The sequence below is a fragment of the Streptomyces sp. NBC_00691 genome, assembly GCF_036226665.1.
Taxonomy (GTDB): domain Bacteria; phylum Actinomycetota; class Actinomycetes; order Streptomycetales; family Streptomycetaceae; genus Streptomyces.
On record NZ_CP109007.1, the window covers coordinates 6,842,676 to 6,859,532 of the forward strand.

At 72.5% G+C, this 16,857-nt stretch carries 18 protein-coding genes; 12 read left to right on the plus strand and 6 right to left on the minus strand.

Annotated elements, in window-relative coordinates; all coding sequences use genetic code 11:
• Positions 1-36 precede the first annotated feature (36 nt).
• The 6 genes from OG392_RS30710 to OG392_RS30735 all read left to right on the plus strand — a co-directional run bounded on the left by OG392_RS30710 (position 37) and on the right by OG392_RS30735 (position 5,144).
• Positions 37-1,104, plus strand: a complete 1,068-nt coding sequence (locus tag OG392_RS30710; RefSeq protein WP_329284823.1) for an ABC transporter substrate-binding protein — start codon at positions 37-39, stop codon at positions 1,102-1,104.
• Positions 1,101-2,006 (plus strand): ABC transporter permease, encoded by a 906-nt coding sequence (locus OG392_RS30715; RefSeq protein ID WP_329284825.1) that lies wholly within the window; start codon positions 1,101-1,103, stop codon positions 2,004-2,006. The genes OG392_RS30710 and OG392_RS30715 overlap by 4 nt, the downstream gene beginning before the upstream one ends.
• Positions 2,003-2,785 carry an ABC transporter ATP-binding protein gene (locus tag OG392_RS30720; protein ID WP_329284826.1) on the plus strand — a complete coding sequence of 261 codons (783 nt, stop codon included), beginning with the start codon at positions 2,003-2,005 and terminating at the stop codon, positions 2,783-2,785. Before OG392_RS30715 ends, OG392_RS30720 begins: the two co-directional genes overlap by 4 nt.
• Positions 2,782-3,654, plus strand: a complete 873-nt coding sequence (locus OG392_RS30725; RefSeq protein ID WP_329284827.1) for an ABC transporter substrate-binding protein — start codon at positions 2,782-2,784, stop codon at positions 3,652-3,654. The genes OG392_RS30720 and OG392_RS30725 overlap by 4 nt, the downstream gene beginning before the upstream one ends.
• Positions 3,651-4,733: an LLM class flavin-dependent oxidoreductase gene (locus tag OG392_RS30730; protein ID WP_329284829.1), complete on the plus strand. Its 1,083-nt coding sequence runs from the start codon at positions 3,651-3,653 to the stop codon at positions 4,731-4,733. The genes OG392_RS30725 and OG392_RS30730 overlap by 4 nt, the downstream gene beginning before the upstream one ends.
• 153 nt (positions 4,734-4,886) lie before the next feature.
• A complete protein-coding gene (locus tag OG392_RS30735) occupies positions 4,887-5,144 on the plus strand; it encodes a WhiB family transcriptional regulator (RefSeq protein WP_318209725.1) in 258 nt (85 codons plus the stop codon).
• Positions 5,145-5,286: 142 nt separating this feature from the next.
• On the opposite strand, the gene OG392_RS30740 is transcribed toward OG392_RS30735, so the two are convergent.
• From OG392_RS30740 to OG392_RS30755, 4 genes are all read right to left on the minus strand, one after another.
• Positions 5,287-6,261 (minus strand): acyl-ACP desaturase, encoded by a 975-nt coding sequence (locus OG392_RS30740; RefSeq protein ID WP_329284833.1) that lies wholly within the window; start codon positions 6,259-6,261, stop codon positions 5,287-5,289.
• A gap of 471 nt (positions 6,262-6,732) precedes the next feature.
• On the minus strand, positions 6,733-8,376 hold the full coding sequence (locus OG392_RS30745) for an ABC-F family ATP-binding cassette domain-containing protein (RefSeq protein WP_329284834.1): 1,644 nt from the start codon (positions 8,374-8,376) through the stop codon (positions 6,733-6,735).
• A gap of 264 nt (positions 8,377-8,640) precedes the next feature.
• Positions 8,641-9,057 (minus strand): SsgA family sporulation/cell division regulator, encoded by a 417-nt coding sequence (locus OG392_RS30750; protein WP_329284836.1) that lies wholly within the window; start codon positions 9,055-9,057, stop codon positions 8,641-8,643.
• Between the two features lie 195 nt (positions 9,058-9,252).
• Positions 9,253-9,717 (minus strand): (4Fe-4S)-binding protein, encoded by a 465-nt coding sequence (locus OG392_RS30755; RefSeq protein ID WP_329284838.1) that lies wholly within the window; start codon positions 9,715-9,717, stop codon positions 9,253-9,255.
• A gap of 76 nt (positions 9,718-9,793) precedes the next feature.
• Here OG392_RS30755 and OG392_RS30760 point away from each other — a divergent pair, with 76 nt between their 5' ends.
• Positions 9,794-10,891, plus strand: a complete 1,098-nt coding sequence (locus OG392_RS30760; protein ID WP_329284840.1) for a WD40/YVTN/BNR-like repeat-containing protein — start codon at positions 9,794-9,796, stop codon at positions 10,889-10,891.
• A 184-nt stretch (positions 10,892-11,075) separates the two neighbouring features.
• On the opposite strand, the gene OG392_RS30765 is transcribed toward OG392_RS30760, so the two are convergent.
• Positions 11,076-11,375: a YciI family protein gene (locus OG392_RS30765; RefSeq protein ID WP_030313612.1), complete on the minus strand. Its 300-nt coding sequence runs from the start codon at positions 11,373-11,375 to the stop codon at positions 11,076-11,078.
• Between the two features lie 186 nt (positions 11,376-11,561).
• Here OG392_RS30765 and OG392_RS30770 point away from each other — a divergent pair, with 186 nt between their 5' ends.
• The 3 genes from OG392_RS30770 (at position 11,562) to OG392_RS30780 (ending at position 12,849) form a co-directional block, all read left to right on the plus strand.
• On the plus strand, positions 11,562-12,257 hold the full coding sequence (locus OG392_RS30770) for an endonuclease V (protein WP_329284843.1): 696 nt from the start codon (positions 11,562-11,564) through the stop codon (positions 12,255-12,257).
• Positions 12,258-12,346: 89 nt separating this feature from the next.
• Positions 12,347-12,481 carry a hypothetical protein gene (locus tag OG392_RS30775; RefSeq protein WP_329284845.1) on the plus strand — a complete coding sequence of 45 codons (135 nt, stop codon included), beginning with the start codon at positions 12,347-12,349 and terminating at the stop codon, positions 12,479-12,481.
• Positions 12,478-12,849 carry a VOC family protein gene (locus tag OG392_RS30780; RefSeq protein WP_329284847.1) on the plus strand — a complete coding sequence of 124 codons (372 nt, stop codon included), beginning with the start codon at positions 12,478-12,480 and terminating at the stop codon, positions 12,847-12,849. Before OG392_RS30775 ends, OG392_RS30780 begins: the two co-directional genes overlap by 4 nt.
• Before the next feature lie 37 nt (positions 12,850-12,886).
• On the opposite strand, the gene OG392_RS30785 is transcribed toward OG392_RS30780, so the two are convergent.
• Positions 12,887-14,209 (minus strand): saccharopine dehydrogenase family protein, encoded by a 1,323-nt coding sequence (locus OG392_RS30785; protein ID WP_329284849.1) that lies wholly within the window; start codon positions 14,207-14,209, stop codon positions 12,887-12,889.
• 247 nt (positions 14,210-14,456) lie between these two features.
• On the opposite strand from OG392_RS30785, the gene OG392_RS30790 reads away from it, so the two are divergent.
• Together OG392_RS30790 and OG392_RS30795 are read left to right on the plus strand one after the other, a co-directional pair.
• Complete coding sequence (locus OG392_RS30790) at positions 14,457-15,614, plus strand: CaiB/BaiF CoA transferase family protein (protein ID WP_329284851.1); 1,158 nt, start codon at positions 14,457-14,459, stop codon at positions 15,612-15,614.
• 31 nt (positions 15,615-15,645) lie between these two features.
• Positions 15,646-16,797 (plus strand): acyl-CoA dehydrogenase family protein, encoded by a 1,152-nt coding sequence (locus OG392_RS30795; protein WP_329284853.1) that lies wholly within the window; start codon positions 15,646-15,648, stop codon positions 16,795-16,797.
• Positions 16,798-16,857: the final 60 nt, after the last annotated feature.

Below are 16,857 nucleotides of genomic sequence, written 5' to 3' on the forward strand. Positions count from 1 at the left end.
CCCGCCCATCCCTCAGTCTCCCGAAGGACGACCGTCATGCGCCCACTCGCCCCTCTCACCCCGTCCGTCGCCCCGCCCGCCACGCGCATCACTCGTGTCGCCCTGGCGGTCCTCGCCGCCCTCTCCGTTCTCACCGCCTGCGGCGGCAGCCCCACGGCCGAATCCGCCGTCGGTCCGGGAGCCGGAAGCGGGGCGAAGGGAGGGAAGGGAACCGTCACCATCCGCATCCCGGACCCGGGGAATTCCGGCGTCCTCGCCCGCGGGAAGAAGGACGGCAGCCTGGACAAGGCCCTCGCCGCGGTCGGCGCCGAGGTGGCGTGGACCGGCAGTGCCGGTCCCTTCGCTCCCGCCGCCCAGGCGATGAACGCCGACCAGCTCGACATCGCCACCGGCTCCATCACCTCCGGCATCACCTCGCTCTCGCAGAGCCCCGGCTTCGCCTTCTTCACCGCCACGGCCCCCGACCCCGTCGGCGAGGGCATCCTCGTCCGCGAGGGCTCGGACATCGACTCCGTCGAGGACCTCGTCGGCCGAAAGGTCGCCGTCAACAAGGGCGGCACCGGCGAGTACCTGCTCCTCAAGGCACTCGCCAAGGCCGGCATCCCCGCCGACGAGGTCGAGCGGGTCTATCTGCGCCCGGACCAGACCGCCGCCGTCTTCAACGCGGGCCAGGTCGACGCCTGGGCCGTCTGGTCCACCTACGCGGTCGCCGAGATCGGCGCGGGCAAGGCCCACTTCCTCGCCGACGGCACCGCCATCGGATCCGACAACTACAGCCTCAACGCGGTCCGTTCGGACTTCGCGAAGGAGCATCCCGAGGTCGTCGAGGCGCTCTACGCCTACCTCCACGAGAACAGCGCGAAGGAGAAGAAGGACCCGGCCGCCTATCTGAACGTCTTCACTGACGCGGGACCCACCGCCGTCAACGGCAAGGCCAAGGACGTCCAGATCTCCTTCACGGGCAGGGCCGGCACCGTCGACCCGATCCGCCCCGAGGACATCAAGCGCTTCGAGACGGTCGCCCGGTTCTACGCCGACCAGAAGGTCACGCCGAACAAGGTCGACATCGCCGCCCACCTCCTCGACATCGAGAAGCTGTCATGACGGCCCCGACCGCCACCACCGCAGCCCCTGCCCCCGCCTCGGCGCCCGCGCCGACGAAGGAGGCTCCCGCGGACCCCGCTGGCGCCAACCGGCTCGTCACCCCCCGGCCCCAGGTCCGCCGGCCCCGCTCCCGTACGTACTCACTCATCATCCGCGCTCTCGGCCCGGTCGTGCTCCTCGCCCTCTGGTGGACCTCCTCCGCCACCGGCGTCCTCACCCCAGACGTGCTCGCCTCGCCCGCCCAAGTTGTCGACGCAATAGCTGAGTTGTGGGGAAACGGGCAGCTGCCCGACGCGCTCGCCACCTCCCTCACCCGCTCGGGGACCGGACTCGTCATCGGTCTCGCCGCCGGGCTCACCCTCGGCATCACCACGGGCTTCACCCGGCTCGGCGACGAGCTGCTCGACTCCTCGCTCCAGACCCTCCGCACGATCCCGTTCCTCTCCCTCGTCCCCCTCTTCATGGTCTGGTTCGGGATCAACGAGACCGCGAAGATCCTGCTCATCGCGGTCGCTACCACCTTCCCGATGTACGTCTCCGCCAGCGGGGGCGTCCGCGACACCGACCGCAAACTCGTCGAGGCCATGCGCAGCTTCGGGCTCGGCCGGCTCGCGATCGTGCGCCAGGTCGTCCTGCCCGGTGCCCTGCCCTCGCTCCTCGCCGGACTGCGGCTCTCCATGACCCTCAGCGTCATCGCGCTCATCGCCGCCGAGGAGATCAACGCCACCGAAGGCATCGGCTATCTGATGTCCCAGGCCCAGAGCTACGCCCGTACCGACATCCTCGCCGTCTGCATCCTCGTCTACGGTCTGCTCGGCCTCACCGCCGACGTTCTCGTCCGCGGCCTGGAGCGGGTCCTCATGCCCTGGCGCACGGCCGGACCCGGGGGAGGAGGTCGATGACGACGTCCACCCCGGCTCCCGCCGCGGCGGTACGGGTACGCGGTCTGCGCCGCGTGTTCGGCACCCGGTCCGTCCTCGACGGTCTCGAACTGGACCTGGAACGAGGCGAGTTCCTCGCCCTCCTCGGCGCGAGCGGCAGCGGCAAGACGACCCTGCTCCGCATCCTCGGCGCCCTCGACGGCGCCGACGGGGGAGAGGCTCTCGTCCCCGAGGCCCGCACGATCGTCTTCCAGGAGCCCCGGCTCATCCCCTCCAAGAAGGTCCTCGCCAATGTGACCGTCGGCCTCCCCCGGGGTGCGGCGACCCGGGCGACCGGGCTGCGGGCCCTCGCCGAGGTCGGTCTCGAACGGCACGCGCACGCCTGGCCCGCCACGCTCTCCGGCGGCGAGGCCCAGCGCGTCGCACTCGCCCGCGCCCTGGTCAGGGAACCCGAACTCCTGCTCCTCGACGAGCCGTTCGCCGCTCTCGACGCGCTGACCCGGCTCCGGATGCAGGACCTGGTCGGTGAGTTGCGCCGGATCCACCGCCCGGCCGTGCTCCTCGTGACGCACGACGTCGACGAGGCCGTACGCCTCGCCGACCGGGTCGCCGTCCTGCGGGACGGCCGACTCGTCACCGACGAACTCGTCACCGTCCCCCGCCCCCGCGACCCCGGCGACCCGGCCTTCGTGGCGCTGCGCCGCCGCCTCCTCGCCGACCTGGGCGTCCACGCACCCGGAGAGGCGGCCACCTCCACCCCCGGGCCCACTCCCGCATCTCCCGAAGGAGCATCCGCATGAGCGTCGTCATCGGTGTCCACCGCAGCAACCCGTCCCTCTACCACCTCTCCCGTCTCGGCTACGCGGAGGAAGAGCTCGCCGCGCTCGGCGAGACCGTGACCTGGCACCCGTACACCGACGGGGTCCGCACCGGAGCCCATCTCGCCGACGGCACCATCGACTTCGGCGGCACCGGCTCCACCCCGCCCGTCACCGCGCAGGCCGCAGGACACGACATCGTCTACACCGCCGTCTCGGCTCCCCGCCCCGACCACGGCGCCCTCCTCGTCCCCGAGGACAGCCCGGCCCGTACCGTCGCCGACCTCAAGGGCGGCACCGTCCACCTGGCCGTCGGCTCCTGGCAGACCCACCTCGTCGCCAAGGCCCTGGACGACGCGGGCCTCTCGTACGCCACCGACATCACCGCCGTACGCGCCGACCGGGGCAGCGAGGAGCAGCTCCGCACCGGCGCGATCACCGCCTGGGTGGCTCAGGGTGCAGAACTCGCGGCCGCCCGCCGCGCCGGCGGGCTGCGCACCCTGATCCGCACCGGCGAGGTCATCACCGACCGGTCCGTCTTCTTCACCCGCCGCGACCTCGCCGAGCAGCGGCCGGAGATCGTTGAGGCGCTCACCCGGGCGCTCCGCCGGTCCGACGACTGGGCCGCCGCGCACCCGCGCGAGGCCGCCGAGATCGCCGCCGCCGACCAGGGCGGCACGGTCGACGACTGGGAGACCGCGCTGCGTGCCCTGCCCTGGACGATCGAGGAGGTCACCGAGGAGTTCGTCGCCGAGCAGCAGCGGGCGGCCGACATCTTCCACCGCACCGGGTTCATCGACCGCGCGATCAGCGTGGCCGACGCCCTGCCCCGGAAGGCCGGCTCCCGATGACCTCCTCGGTACCCGAAGTCCTCTGGTACATCATCCCGCGCGAGGGCCCGTACCCCTGGGAGCCGGCGGGCCGGCGCCCCGTCGACCTCGGCTATCTCACCCAGCTCGCCGGGACCGTCGAACGCCTGGGCTTCACCGGCGCGTTGCTGGCCACGGACCTCTACGACGTGTGGCCGCTGGGCTCGGCGCTGGCGGCCTCCACGAGCACCCGGTTCAAGCCGCTGCTCGCCGTCCACCCGGGGCTGATCGCGCCCACCCTGCTCGCCAAGATGGCGCTGAGCTTCGACAACCTGTTCGGCGGGCGGCTCCGCTTCAACGTGGTCAACGGCTCCACCGCGTCGCTGCGCGAGTACGGGCTCCACGTCGAGCACGACGAGCGGTACGAACTGAGCGCCGAGTACTGGTCGATCGTCAAGCGGCTCACGGCGGGCGAGGTCTTCGACCACAAGGGCCGCTTCTACGACCTCAGGAACGCCGGAGCCTCCTTCCGCGACCTGCGGCCCGTCCAGGAACCGCACGTCCCCCTCTGGTTCGGCGGATCCTCGGCGCCCGGGATCGAGATGGCCGCCGAGCACGTCGACGTCTACCTGACCTGGGGCGAGCCGCCGCACCTGCTGAAGGAGAAGCTCGACCACGTACGGGCCCGGGCCGCCGCCCACGGCCGCACCCTCCGCATCGGTCTGCGTCTCCACCTCATCGTCCGCGACACCGAGGACGAGGCCTGGGCGGCCGCCGACCGCCTCCTGGACGTCACCAGCGAGGCGACGTACGCGCGGCAGCTCGGCGAGCGGTCGGGTGAGGACGGCGTGGGCTGGCAGCGCCAGTTCCGCCAGCACGGCGGCAAGGTGCCGGCCAGGGCGCGCGAGCTGGAGACCCACCCGAACCTCTGGCCCGGCATGAGCCTGTTCCGGCCCGGGCCGGGCACGGCGGTCGTCGGCTCGGCGGCCCAGGTCGTGGAGCGGCTCAAGGAGTACCAGGACCTGGGTGTGGACACCTTCATCCTGTCCGGGAACCCGCTCCTGGAGGAGGCATACCGCGTCGCCGAGACCGTGCTCCCCGCCCTGGGGGTCGGCCGCTGAGGTCCCGGACGCGTCATGCGGCGCTCTTCGCCTCTTCGCCGATGCCCGGCGATGAGGCGAAGAGTTTCGGCGCGCCGCGTTGCGAACAGCCGTGAAGCTCGCATTGATCGAACGTTGATGGCTCGTTTACGGCCCTCCGGCAGCGTGTTCCGCATGCAGACCTACACCACCGTACTGACCGCACCGGAGCCCGACATGTCCTGGCAGGAGACCGCTCTGTGCGCTCAGGCAGGGCCGGAGTTCTTCTTCCCGGCGCCCGGCTCGTCCACCCGCGAGGCCAAGCAGCTCTGCGGCGCCTGCGAGGGGCGGGTGGCGTGCCTGGAGTACGCGCTGAGCAACGACGAGCGGTTCGGGGTGTGGGGCGGGCTCTCCGAGAAGGAGCGGTTCCGCCTCAAGCGCCGGGAGGGTTGAGAGGCCGAACACGACACGCGGACGCCTCGGCGCGGGGGTACGAGGGGTCCGGGGGGACGAACAGGACGGGACGGGCGCGGAAGGCCGATCAGCCTTCCGCGCCCGTCCTCGTGTCGTGGTCGCCCGTGCCCCGCGGGGTGGCTCAGCCGGCCTTGCGGGCGGCCATGCGGGCCTTGCGGGCGGCGAGCTTCTCGTCGAACTTGCTGGCCTCGGAGTCCAGGCCGTTCATGTACAGCCCCAGCTCCTCCTGCGCCTGCAGGCCCTCGGGCCCGAGGCCCTCGATCTGGAGGACCTTCAGGAAGCGGAGGACGGGCTGGAGCACGTCGTCGTGGTGGATCCGCATGTTGTAGATCTCGCCGATGGCCATCTGCGCCGCCGCCCGCTCGAAGCCGGGCATGCCGTGTCCGGGCATCCGGAAGTCGACCACGACATCCCGCACGGCCTGCATGGTCAGGTCGGGGGCGATCTCGAAGGCCGCGCCGAGCAGGTTGCGGTAGAAGACCATGTGCAGGTTCTCGTCGGTGGCGATCCGCGCCAGCATCCGGTCGCAGACCGGGTCGCCGGACTGGTGGCCGGTGTTCCGGTGCGAGATACGGGTGGCGAGCTCCTGGAAGGCCACGTACGCCACGGAGTGCAGCATCGAGTGGCGGTTGTCGGACTCGAAGCCCTCGCTCATGTGCGCCATCCGGAACTGCTCCAGCTTGTCCGGGTCGACGGCGCGCGAGGCGAGCAGGTAGTCGCGCATCACGATGCCGTGGCGGCCCTCCTCGGCGGTCCAGCGGTGGACCCAGGTGCCCCAGGCGCCGTCGCGGCCGAAGAGGCTGGCGATCTCGTGGTGGTAGCTCGGGAGGTTGTCCTCGGTGAGCAGGTTGACGACGAGGGCGATCTTGCCGATCTCGGTCACCTTGGACTGCGCCGGGTCCCAGGCCTCGCCGTCCTCGAAGAGGCCGGGGAAGTTGCGCGCGTCGGACCACGGCACGTACTCGTGCGGCATCCAGTCCTTGGTGACCTTGAGGTGCCGGTTGAGCTCCTTCTCCACGACCTCTTCCAGCGCGTAGAGCAGCCGCGCGTCGGTCCACCCTGTCGAGCTGCCGAGGTGGGGAGAGGTGAGCGTCACGGGGACTCCTGGGGACGGAGAGAGGACATACGGGCATACCTACGAATCCGTAGGTTACGAAACCGTAGGTTAAGGCTCCGTAAGGCGTCGGCCAAGCCCGTCCTGACGATGTCCGGTTACGTTGCGTTATGTGTGCTGCTCCGATGGGGTGCCGGAGACGCAGGTCACGTCCTGCGCGTCCCGTGTCGCCCGTTCGCATGACTACGCAGAGCAGGCGTTCGGCCGCTCGGCGCAGCCGGCCGGTGGCCCGAAGCGGACGGCTTTCCGCCGTTCGGAGGGCCCTGCGGGCTCCGAAGCGGATGACTTTCCGGCGCGGGGCGCCGCGACCGCCGCGGCCGCGGCATGTGGCCGTCGGACGCGGCGGTCGACGCGCACGGAGCCGGCCGGGGGGTCCGCCCCCGGCCTCGCCCCGGGCGGCGGCACCGGATCCGGGCCGTCACTCCACCGCTGGAGCAGGCGCGCGAGCCGGCCCTACCGACGGCTCGACGCCGCTCCCCGTACCTCCTCCGCCGTCGTCGGCCGCAGCTCACCGTCGAGCAGCAGCCAGCGGGTGATCCCCAGCGACTCCAGGAACGTCACGTCGTGGCTCGCCACGATCAACGCCCCTTCGTACGCGTCGAGGGCCGCCGTCAGCTTCCGTACCGACGCCATGTCCAGATTGTTCGTCGGCTCGTCCAGCATCAGCAGCTGGGGAGCCGGCTCCGCGAGGAGCAGCGCCGCGAGCGTCGCCCGGAACCGCTCCCCGCCCGACAGGGTGCCGACGGGCTGATCCGCCCGGGCTCCCCGGAACAGGAACCGTGCCAGCCGCGCCCTGATCGCGTTCCCCGTCGCCGTGGGCGCGAACCGGGCCACGTTCTCCACCACGCTCAAGCCGTCGTCGAGGACATCGAGCCGCTGCGGGAGGAAACGGAGCGGCACCCGTGCCTCCGTCTCGCCCGAGACCGGTTCGAGCTCCCCGGCGATCGTCCGCAGCAGCGTCGTCTTCCCGGCGCCGTTCCGGCCGACCAGCGCGATCCGCTCCGGACCGCGCAGCTCGAACTCACCGGCCACCCGGGCCCCGTACCGCAGTTCCAGATTCCGCAGGAACAGCACCTCGCGGCCCGGCGGCACCGAGGTGCGCGGCAGTTCGACGCGGATCTCGTCGTCGTCCCGCACCGCCTCCACGGCGGCGTCGAGCCGCTCCCGGGCCTCCGAGAGGCGCTCGGTGTGCAGTGCCTTGTGCTTGCCGGCCGAGACCTGGGCCTCGCTCCTGCGGTTGTTCGCCACGATCTTCGGGACGACCTTGTTCTCGAAGCTCTTCTGCCCGTACCGCTTGCGACGGGCCAACTTCATCTGCGAGTCGGCGAGTTCCCGCTTCTGCCGCTGGACGTCCGCCTCGGCGACGCGGACCATCCGCTCCGCCGCGTCCTGTTCGGCGGCGAGCGCCGCCTCGTAGTCGGAGTAGGCGCCGCCGTACCAGGCGACGGCGCCGTCGCGCAGATCGGCGATCTGGTCGACGCGCTCCAGGAGTTCACGGTCGTGGCTGACCACGACCAGGACCCCCGACCAGTTCTCCACCGCCTCGTACAACCGTGCGCGGGCGTGCAGATCCAGGTTGTTGGTCGGCTCGTCGAGGAGCAGCACGTCGGGCCGGGCGAGCAGCAGCGCGGCGAGGCGCAGCAGGACGGACTCGCCGCCGGACACCTCGCCGACGGTGCGGTCGAGGCCCACCGCGCCGAGGCCGAGCTGGTCGAGGGTGGCGCGGGCCCGCTCCTCGACGTCCCAGTCGTCGGCGAGCGCGGTGAAGTGCTCCTCGGCCGGGTCGCCCGCCTCGATGGCGTGCAGGGCGGCCCGCTTGGCGTCGATGCCGAGGATCTCGTCCACGCGCCGGGAGGTGTCCAGGACCAGGTTCTGGGGGAGGTAGCCGAGCTCGCCGGTGACCCGGACCGTGCCGGAGGACGGGGTCAGCTCACCGGCGATCAGCTTCAGGAGCGTGGACTTGCCGGAGCCGTTGAGGCCGACGAGCCCGGTGCGGCCGGGGCCGACCGTGAGCCGGAAGTCGTCGACGACCTCCGTGCCGTCAGGCCAGGAGAAGGAGAGCGAGGTACAGGTGATGAACGTGGGGTGATGCGCCATGGAGGCCTCCCGGGTGCGTGAGCGCAGGCGTGATGTGATGCGACGCGTGGAGACACCGGGGCGCGGGCTGTCTGTCGTCAGAACGGCTCGTACGCCGAGGTCGAGAACGGCACACGCGGCACAGGGGGCACGCGCGGCGCGGTGTCTCGCAACCTCAGACGAGCAACGTCCTTCTCCGATCGGACGACGACGTGGACGTGATGAACGGTAGGCCGGGGAGCGGGGGAGGGGCAAACGATTTACGGGCGGGCCCGGAGGCGACCGTTACGGATGCTCGCGCAGCAGGTCCGCCAGATCCCGGTCCCAGTCCAGGTACTGGTGCTCGCGCCCGGCCGGCACCAGGTGCTGCGAGCGCTCCAGGAAGAGGCGCAGTTCCGAGGTCCGGACGTGGACCATGGCCACGCCTTCCGGGGCGTGGAACTCGACCACCGTGCGGTCGTACCCGTAGGGACGGAGGCGAACGTCACCGACGCCGGCCGGGCGCTCGACGCCCTGGACGAGCAGCTCACGCGCGAAGGCCCAGGAGACCTCGACACCCTCCAGGGTCGCCGGAGGAGGGAACGCCATGCTCACGGCGTACGGGTCCTCGCGGTCGTACCGCAGGGTGGCGGGGACGGTCTCCATCCGCGGAGCGGATGCGACCAGACGGGCCTGGACGGCCTGCTCGATGACGGCGGACACGACCGGCTCCTTTCACGCGGACTTCGGATCCTGTGCGTCTCCCCGACACCAGGGCACCTGACACCTGACAAGACGAGCGGAGCGGCCGGAACGTGCACTCCGGATGTGCGTGAGCTGCGTCACGGACGCGCCCAGAGGCCTCGCACAGTCGTACGCCGAATGTGTCGCCGCAGGTCAGGGCGGTCCGAAGGGGAGTCAGCGCTGCTCGGGCACGTCGTCGTCAGGCTCGGCGCAGGGACCGGAGTGGTCGCAGTACGGCTGGTTTCCGGAGGCTCCGCAGCCACAGAGCATCACCCGTGTCTCGTGGCGGTCGCCGTACGCGCCGCTCACGAGCAGGTCCCCCCGCATCACGAACTGGCCGGACGGCGTGCGGCGGACGGAGGTGGGCGAGTCGGGGTGTTCGACGGAGCCGTCCGCCGGGTGGTACTGCAGCGCCCCGGAGGGGCACCGGCGGACGACCTCCGCCACCAGACCGGCCTCGGCGGCGTCGGGCAGCACCCACGGACGCCGGGAGAGATCGAAGACCTCGGGCAGCCCGTGCACGCACTCGGCCGCGTGCAGACACCGGCGCGGCTCGAACGTGACGGTGATGCCCTCGCCCTCGTACTCCTTGAGCTTCGGCGTCTCGTCGGGCGCTCGCTCGCTCGTACGGTCGGTCATGGCACCCAGCCTAGGAACGCCCTGCGCGGGACGCACCCTGGACGGGGAGGGGCCGGGGGCACTAACTTCCGGCGCCATGACGTCCATGGGGAACACGAGACGAATGATGTCGGTGGGACTGATCGGGGCGGCGCTTGCGCTGACCCTGGCCGCGCCCGCGCGAGCCGGGGAGACCCCCACGGCAGCGACCGACAGGAACACGGCGGGCTGGGAGCCGACGCCCACCGGGACCGACGCCCGCTTCCGGGGACTCGCGCCCGTCGACCGCCGGACCGCCTGGGCCGCGGGCTCCCGGGGCACGGTGCTGCGGACCACCGACGGCGGCCGGAGCTGGCGTGACGTCTCACCGCCGGGCGCGGGTGAGCTGGAGTTCCGCGACGTCGAGGCGTTCGACGCCCGCCGGGCCGTCGTCCTCGCCATCGGGGAGGGCGAGGCCTCCCGGGTGCTGCGGACCGAGGACGGCGGCACCACCTGGACCGAGTCCTTCCGCAACACCGATCCGCGGGCCTTCTACGACTGCATGACCTTCTTCGACAGCCGGCACGGACTCGCCATGAGCGACCCGGTCGACGGCAGGTACCGCATCCTCTCCACCCGCGACGGCGGCCGTTCCTGGCACGTCCTCCCGAACGCCGGTATGCCGGCCGCGCTCCCCGGCGAGGCGGGCTTCGCCGCGAGCGGCCAGTGCCTCGTGTCGGCCGGACCGCGGGACGTGTGGCTGGCGACGGGCGGCGCCTCCGCCGCGCGCGTGCTCCACTCCGCCGACCGGGGGCTGACCTGGACCGCCACCGACACGCCGATCCCGGCCGGGGACCCGGCCCGCGGCGTCTTCGGCCTCGCCTTCCGCGACCGTACGCACGGCATCGCCGTCGGCGGCGACTACCGCAAGGACCAGCCGTCCCCGCAGGCCGCCGCGGTCACCGGGAACGGAGGCCGCGCCTGGCGTGCCTCGGCCACGCCGCCGCCCGCGTACCGATCAGGCGTCGCCTGGCTCCCGCACAGCGGAAACGCGGCGCTCGCCGTCGGCCCGACCGGCACGGACCTCACCACCGACGGCGGCCGCACCTGGCGCACGATCGACACCGGTTCGTACGACACGGTGGACTGCACGCCGGACGGCTCCTGCTGGGCGGCGGGCGAGAAGGGGAGGATCGCCCGACTGAACCGCCACTAGGGCCTGTCGTCAAACTCCCGTCTGCCCCGCGACGCCTGGCACGCACTCTCGCCGCACCGGGCGAAAGCCCGAGTACGTCCAGTACGAGGGCTTCCTCCCGGCACACCGAGAGCACGCACCAGACGCCGCGGGGCCGCCCTCCGGGCGACGACGGGAGTTTGACGACAGGCCCGAGGGCCTGTCGTCAGGAGGGAAGCTGCTCCCGGAACGCGGCGAGTCCCTCGGCGGTCTTGGTCGCGTAGAACTCCGTGATCCGGTACGCGCAGACGCCCTCGACGCTGAACGGGTCGGCCGCCACGATCTTCTCGATCTCCGCGCGGTCGACCCCGGCGGCCAGGATCACGCCGCCGTCGCGCGGGTTCTTGCGTCCCGAGGCGACGATGACGCCGGCGGCGTACTGCGCGTCGAGCCACTCGATGTGCGCGTCGAGCAGCGCGTCCACGCGCTCGACCGGCGCGGTGTAGGTCAATTCCAGAACGAACATGATCGCCAGGCTACCGGGCGAGAGCCGGACCCCGGCCGGTCGTCCCAGACCCCGGACGCCGCACGGAGCGCGTAGCCCGCGCTCTCCGTGCTTCTCCGTGCTTCTCAGTGCTTCCCGTGCTTCCCGTGCTTCCCGCGACGCGGAGCTGGGAGCCGGCCGGCGGGCGAACATAGGGTGGCCCGCATCATGACGATCATCGAGATTCCGGCGGGCTGGCCCGCCGACGAGCCCACCGCCCGGGCCGTCCAGCAGGAGCTGAGCCGACACCTCGTACGCGACGAGGAGGGGCCGGCGGTCGGCGACGGGCATGTCACGGGGCTCGACGTGGCCTACGACGACGAGCGCGATCTCGTCGCCGCCGCGGCCGTCGTCCTGGACGCGCGGACCCTGGAGGTGGTGGAGCGGGCCACGGCCGTCGGCCGGGTCTCGTTCCCGTACGTCCCGGGTCTGCTCGCCTTCCGGGAGATCCCGACGGTCCTCGCCGCGCTCGACCGGCTGACCACTGACCCCGGCCTGCTCGTCTGCGACGGCTACGGCCTCGCCCACCCCCGCCGCTTCGGCCTCGCCAGCCACCTCGGGGTGCTCACGGGCCGGCCATCGATCGGCGTCGCGAAGAACCCGTTCACCTTCACGTACGAGCAACCCGGCCCGGAACGCGGCGACTTCGCCCCACTCCTGACCGCCGGAGAGGAGGTCGGCCGCGCCCTGCGCACCCGGGCCGGGGTGAAACCGGTCTTCGTCTCCGCGGGCCACCGGGTCTCCCTGGCCAACGCCTGCGCCCACACGCTCCACCTCACCCCCCGCTACCGCATCCCCGAGACGACCCGCCACGCGGACTCGTTGTGCCGCGGTGCCCTGAAGGCCGCCCTCGACGAGGCCTGACCGAGCCGTCCGGGACGCTGAGTACCTGGGGCGTCTCTGAGTACCTGTACGGATACCGGGTCGCGCGGGGGACCGGCAGAGTGACGGGCATGACAACACCCCTTTCCGTTTCGTCGCGTTCCACGGGGCGCGGCCCGAACCTGATCCACGGCGGGGCCGTTCCGGCCGCCCCGGCCCGGGTCGACGCCATGCCGAACGTCCTCGTCGACGGGGCCTCGGTGTGATCGGGCGTCTGCGGTGCCTCGTGCTGGACTGCCCGGATGCCTGGGAACTCGCCGATTTCTACCGGCAGTTGATCGGCGGAGAAGTGGAAAGTCCCGAGCCCCGATGGGCCGTCGGTGAGGGCTCCGCCGTGCTGCGCGGCGAGGGCGGTCCCGTGCTCGCCTTCCAGAGCGTCGCCGACCACCGGCCGCCCGTCTGGGGCGCGCCCGAGCAGCAGTTCCATCTCGACGTGCGGGTCGACGACCTCGACGCCGCCCACGAGGCCGTCCTCGCGCTCGGGGCCGAGCCGCTCGACGACGGCGGTGGTGACGCGGCCTGGCGGGTCTACGCCGACCCTGCCGGTCACCCCTTCCGCCTCGTACGGCCCTGATCCCTCCCGGCCCTTCCGTGCCGCCGGGCCGCGCCGCTCAGCCCCGGTGCGCCACCCGGAAGCGGATGCCCGCCGCCCTCAGCCGCTCGATGAGCGCGTCGCCCATCGCCACCGCAGTCGTCACCTGGCCCGAAGTCCTCGGCAGCGGGTCGAAGGCGAGGCTGAGTGCCGACTCGGCGAGCATCTTCGCCGTCTCGTCGTACCCCGGGTCACCGCCCGAGACCTCGGTGAACACCCGCCGTCCACCGCCCTCGCCGACGAAGCGCACCGAGAACCAGCTGCGGGCCCGTCGTTCGGCGGACGGACCCTGGCCCGCCTGGTAACGCTCCATCAGCCAGGCGCGGACCGGCGGCAGTTGGGCCGCGGTCACGCCCGCGCCGATGGCCGCGGTGCCGCCGAGGGCCATCGGGAGCGTCTTCACGGAGGCGTAGTGCCGGTAGCGGAAGTCCGGTCCGTACCGGTCGAGTGCCGCCGCCGAACGGGCCACGACCTGCGGGTCGAGCGTCGGCAGCGGCAGCGCCCAGGTCCCGGTCTCCCGGCTGAACCGCGGCCCGCCCAGCGGTGCGCGGGCCCGGCGCCCGACCAGCCGCGGCTCGTGCAGCCGTCGTTCACGCGCCGCCCGCAGGATCTCCCGGCCCCGGCCGAACGCGGTCAGCGCGGACGCGAAGGTGCCACCGGAGAACTGCGCCCCGGCCCGGACGAAGCCGTCGACCCGCAGCGGTACGTCCTCCGGGAGCTGCTGCACGGTGAAGTACGCGCCCAGGTCGTGGGGGACGGAGTCGAAGCCGCAGGCGTGCACGATGCGGGCGCCGGTCTCCCGGGCGCGCGCGTCGTGCCGCACGTACGTCAGGTCGACGAACTCGGCCTCACCGGTCAGGTCCACGTAGTCGGTGCCGGCCTCGGCGCACGCGCCGACGAGACCGTCGCCGTACCAGACGTAGGGGCCGACGGTGGTGGCCACCACCCGGGCGGACTCGGCGAGTTCACGCAGCGAACCGGTGTCGGCGGCGTCCGCGACGACCAGCGGCAGCTCGGCGCAGTGCGGCCACCGGGCGGCGAGCCGCTCCCGCAGGGCCGTCAGCCCGGCCCGGTTGCGGCCGCCGAGCGCCCAGCGGCAGTCCTCGGGCGCGTGCGCGGCCAGATACCCGGCGGTGAGCTCGCCGACGAATCCGGTCGCCCCGAAGAGGACGACGTCATAGGCCCGAGCCGTGCCGTCGGCCGCCTCCGGGCCCGCTGCGGCCGTCCGCCGCGCTGCGGGTTCCCGTCCCGCTCCGGCCGTCCGCCGCGCTGCGGGTTCCTGTCCCGCTCCGGCCGCCTCCCGTGCTCCGGCTTCCCGCCCCGCGTCCGCCCCTGTGTCCATACAGCGCCTCATTTCGGCCGTGCCGCGCCGCCGTGCGCGGTTCTCGTCGGCGGAGGATAGCGGGTTCCGCACGGCACCCGGCCGCCGCCCTACTCCCGAGTACCTGTCCCGGGTGACCGTGAGTAAGCCTGTCGGGCGCTCCGGTATTTTCCAAGCGCTTGCTCGGCCGGGGGGCTTGTGCCGAGTGGAACACGTTCCTAGCATCTCCGGTGTTACATCATTGGTGTCACACATGCCTGGGGGCTCGATGAGTACGACGCACACCGCCGGGAACGGCCCGCTCACCGGGGTACGCGTGGTCGAGCTCGCCGGCATCGGCCCGGGCCCCTTCGCCGCGATGCTCCTCGCCGACCTCGGCGCCGACGTCGTCCGTGTGGACCGCCCCGGCGGCCCCGGCCTGGGAATCGACCCGGCCCGCGACCTCACCAACCGCAACAAGCGCTCGGCCCTCGTCGACCTCAAGGCGGCGGACGGCCCCGCCACCGTCCTCGACCTCGTCGAACGCGCCGACATCCTCATCGAGGGCTACCGGCCCGGCGTCGCCGAACGCCTCGGCGTCGGCCCCGACGCCTGCCTCGCCCGCAATCCGCGCCTCGTCTACGGCCGGATGACCGGCTGGGGCCAGGACGGGCCGCTCGCCGCGACCGCCGGACACGACATCGGCTACATCGCCATCACCGGCGCCCTCGGCATGATCGGCCCCGACCCCGACGGCCCGCCCACCATCCCCGCCAACCTCGTCGGCGACTACGCGGGCGGTTCGCTCTACCTCGTCGTCGGCGTCCTCGCCGCCCTCCAGCACGCCCGCGCGCACGGCGAGGGCCAGGTCGTCGACGCCGCGATCGTCGACGGCACCGCCCACCTCACCACCATGATCCACGGCATGCTCGCCTCCGGCGGCTGGCAGGACAGGCGGGGCGTCAACCTCCTGGACGGCGGCTGCCCCTTCTACGGCGTCTACGAGACCTCCGACGGCGGCCACATGGCGGTCGGCGCCCTGGAGGAGCGGTTCTACGCGGAGTTCGTCCGGCTCCTGGGCATCGAGGAGGTCGGCCCCGCCCGCCGCGACCTCGCCCGCTGGCCCGAACTGCGCAAGACCGTCGCCGACCGGTTCCGGAGCCGTACCCGCGAGGAGTGGACCGCCCTCTTCGACGGCAGCGACGCCTGCGTCGCCCCCGTCCTCTCGATGCGCGAGGCCCCGGCCCACCCCCACCTCGCCGCCCGCGGCACCTTCACCGAGCAGGGCGGCATCGCCCAGCCCGCCCCCGCGCCCCGTTTCTCCGCCACCCCCGGCACCCTCCGCAGGGGACCCGCCCTGCCCGGCGCCGACACCGCGGAGGTCGCCCGCGACTGGGCCGTACCCGCGCTGGAGAGCCCGGCCCGGACCGAGGAGTCCGGCGCGTGAACCGACCGACCCAGACCCAGGAGACCGCCGCATGAAGCGCCAGCTCTACACCGCCGACCACGAGGCCTTCCGCGCCACCGTCCGCACCTTCCTGGAGAAGGAGGTGCTGCCCCACTACGAGCAGTGGGAGAAGGACGGCATCGTCTCCCGCGAGGTCTGGCTCGCCGCCGGACGGCAGGGCCTCCTCGGCCTCGCCGTCGACGAGGAGTACGGGGGCGGCGGCAACGCCGACTTCCGCTACGCGTCCGTCCTCGCCGAGGAGTTCACCCGGGCTGGCACCCCCGGCCTCGCCATCGGCCTGCACAACGACATCATCGGCCCGTACCTCACCTCGCTCGGCACCGAGGAGCAGAAGCGGCGCTGGCTGCCCGGCTTCTGCTCCGGCGAGACCATCACCGCCATCGCCATGACGGAACCCGGCGCGGGCTCCGACCTCCAGGGCATCCGTACGACCGCCGAGGACCACGGCGACCACTGGGTCCTCAACGGTTCCAAGACCTTCATCTCCAACGGCATCCTCGCCGACCTCGTGGTCGTCGTCGCCCGGACCACTCCCGAGGGCGGCGCCCACGGCCTCTCCCTCCTCGTCGTCGAGCGCGGCGCGGAGGGCTTCGAGCGAGGCCGGAACCTCGACAAGATCGGCCAGAAGTCCCAGGACACCGCCGAACTCTTCTTCCACGACGTGCGCGTCCCCAAGGAGAACCTGCTCGGCGAGCTCAACGGCGCCTTCGTCCACCTGATGACCAACCTCGCCCAGGAACGCATGGCGATCGCGGTCGCCGGCATCGCCGCCGCCGAGCACCTCCTGGAGATCACCACCACGTACGTCAAGGAGCGCGAGGCCTTCGGACGCCCGCTCTCCCGGCTCCAGCACATCCGCTTCGAGATCGCCGAGATGGCCACCGAGTGCGCCGTCACCCGCACCTTCGTCGACCGCTGCATCGAGGAGCACAGCGATCCGGACGGGGCCGGGCTCGACGCCGTCCACGCCTCCATGGCCAAGTGGTGGGCGACCGAACTCCAGAAGCGGGTCGCCGACCGCTGTCTGCAACTGCACGGCGGGTACGGCTACATGAGCGAATTCCCGGTCGCGCGCGCCTACACCGACGGCCGGATCCAGACCATCTACGGCGGCACGACCGAGATCATGAAGGAGATCATCGGCCGTTCCCTCCTCGGCTGACGCCCCCTTCCCCGTTTCCCTCCCCGTTCCACCCACCCTCATCGCCCTCATCGCGAAAGG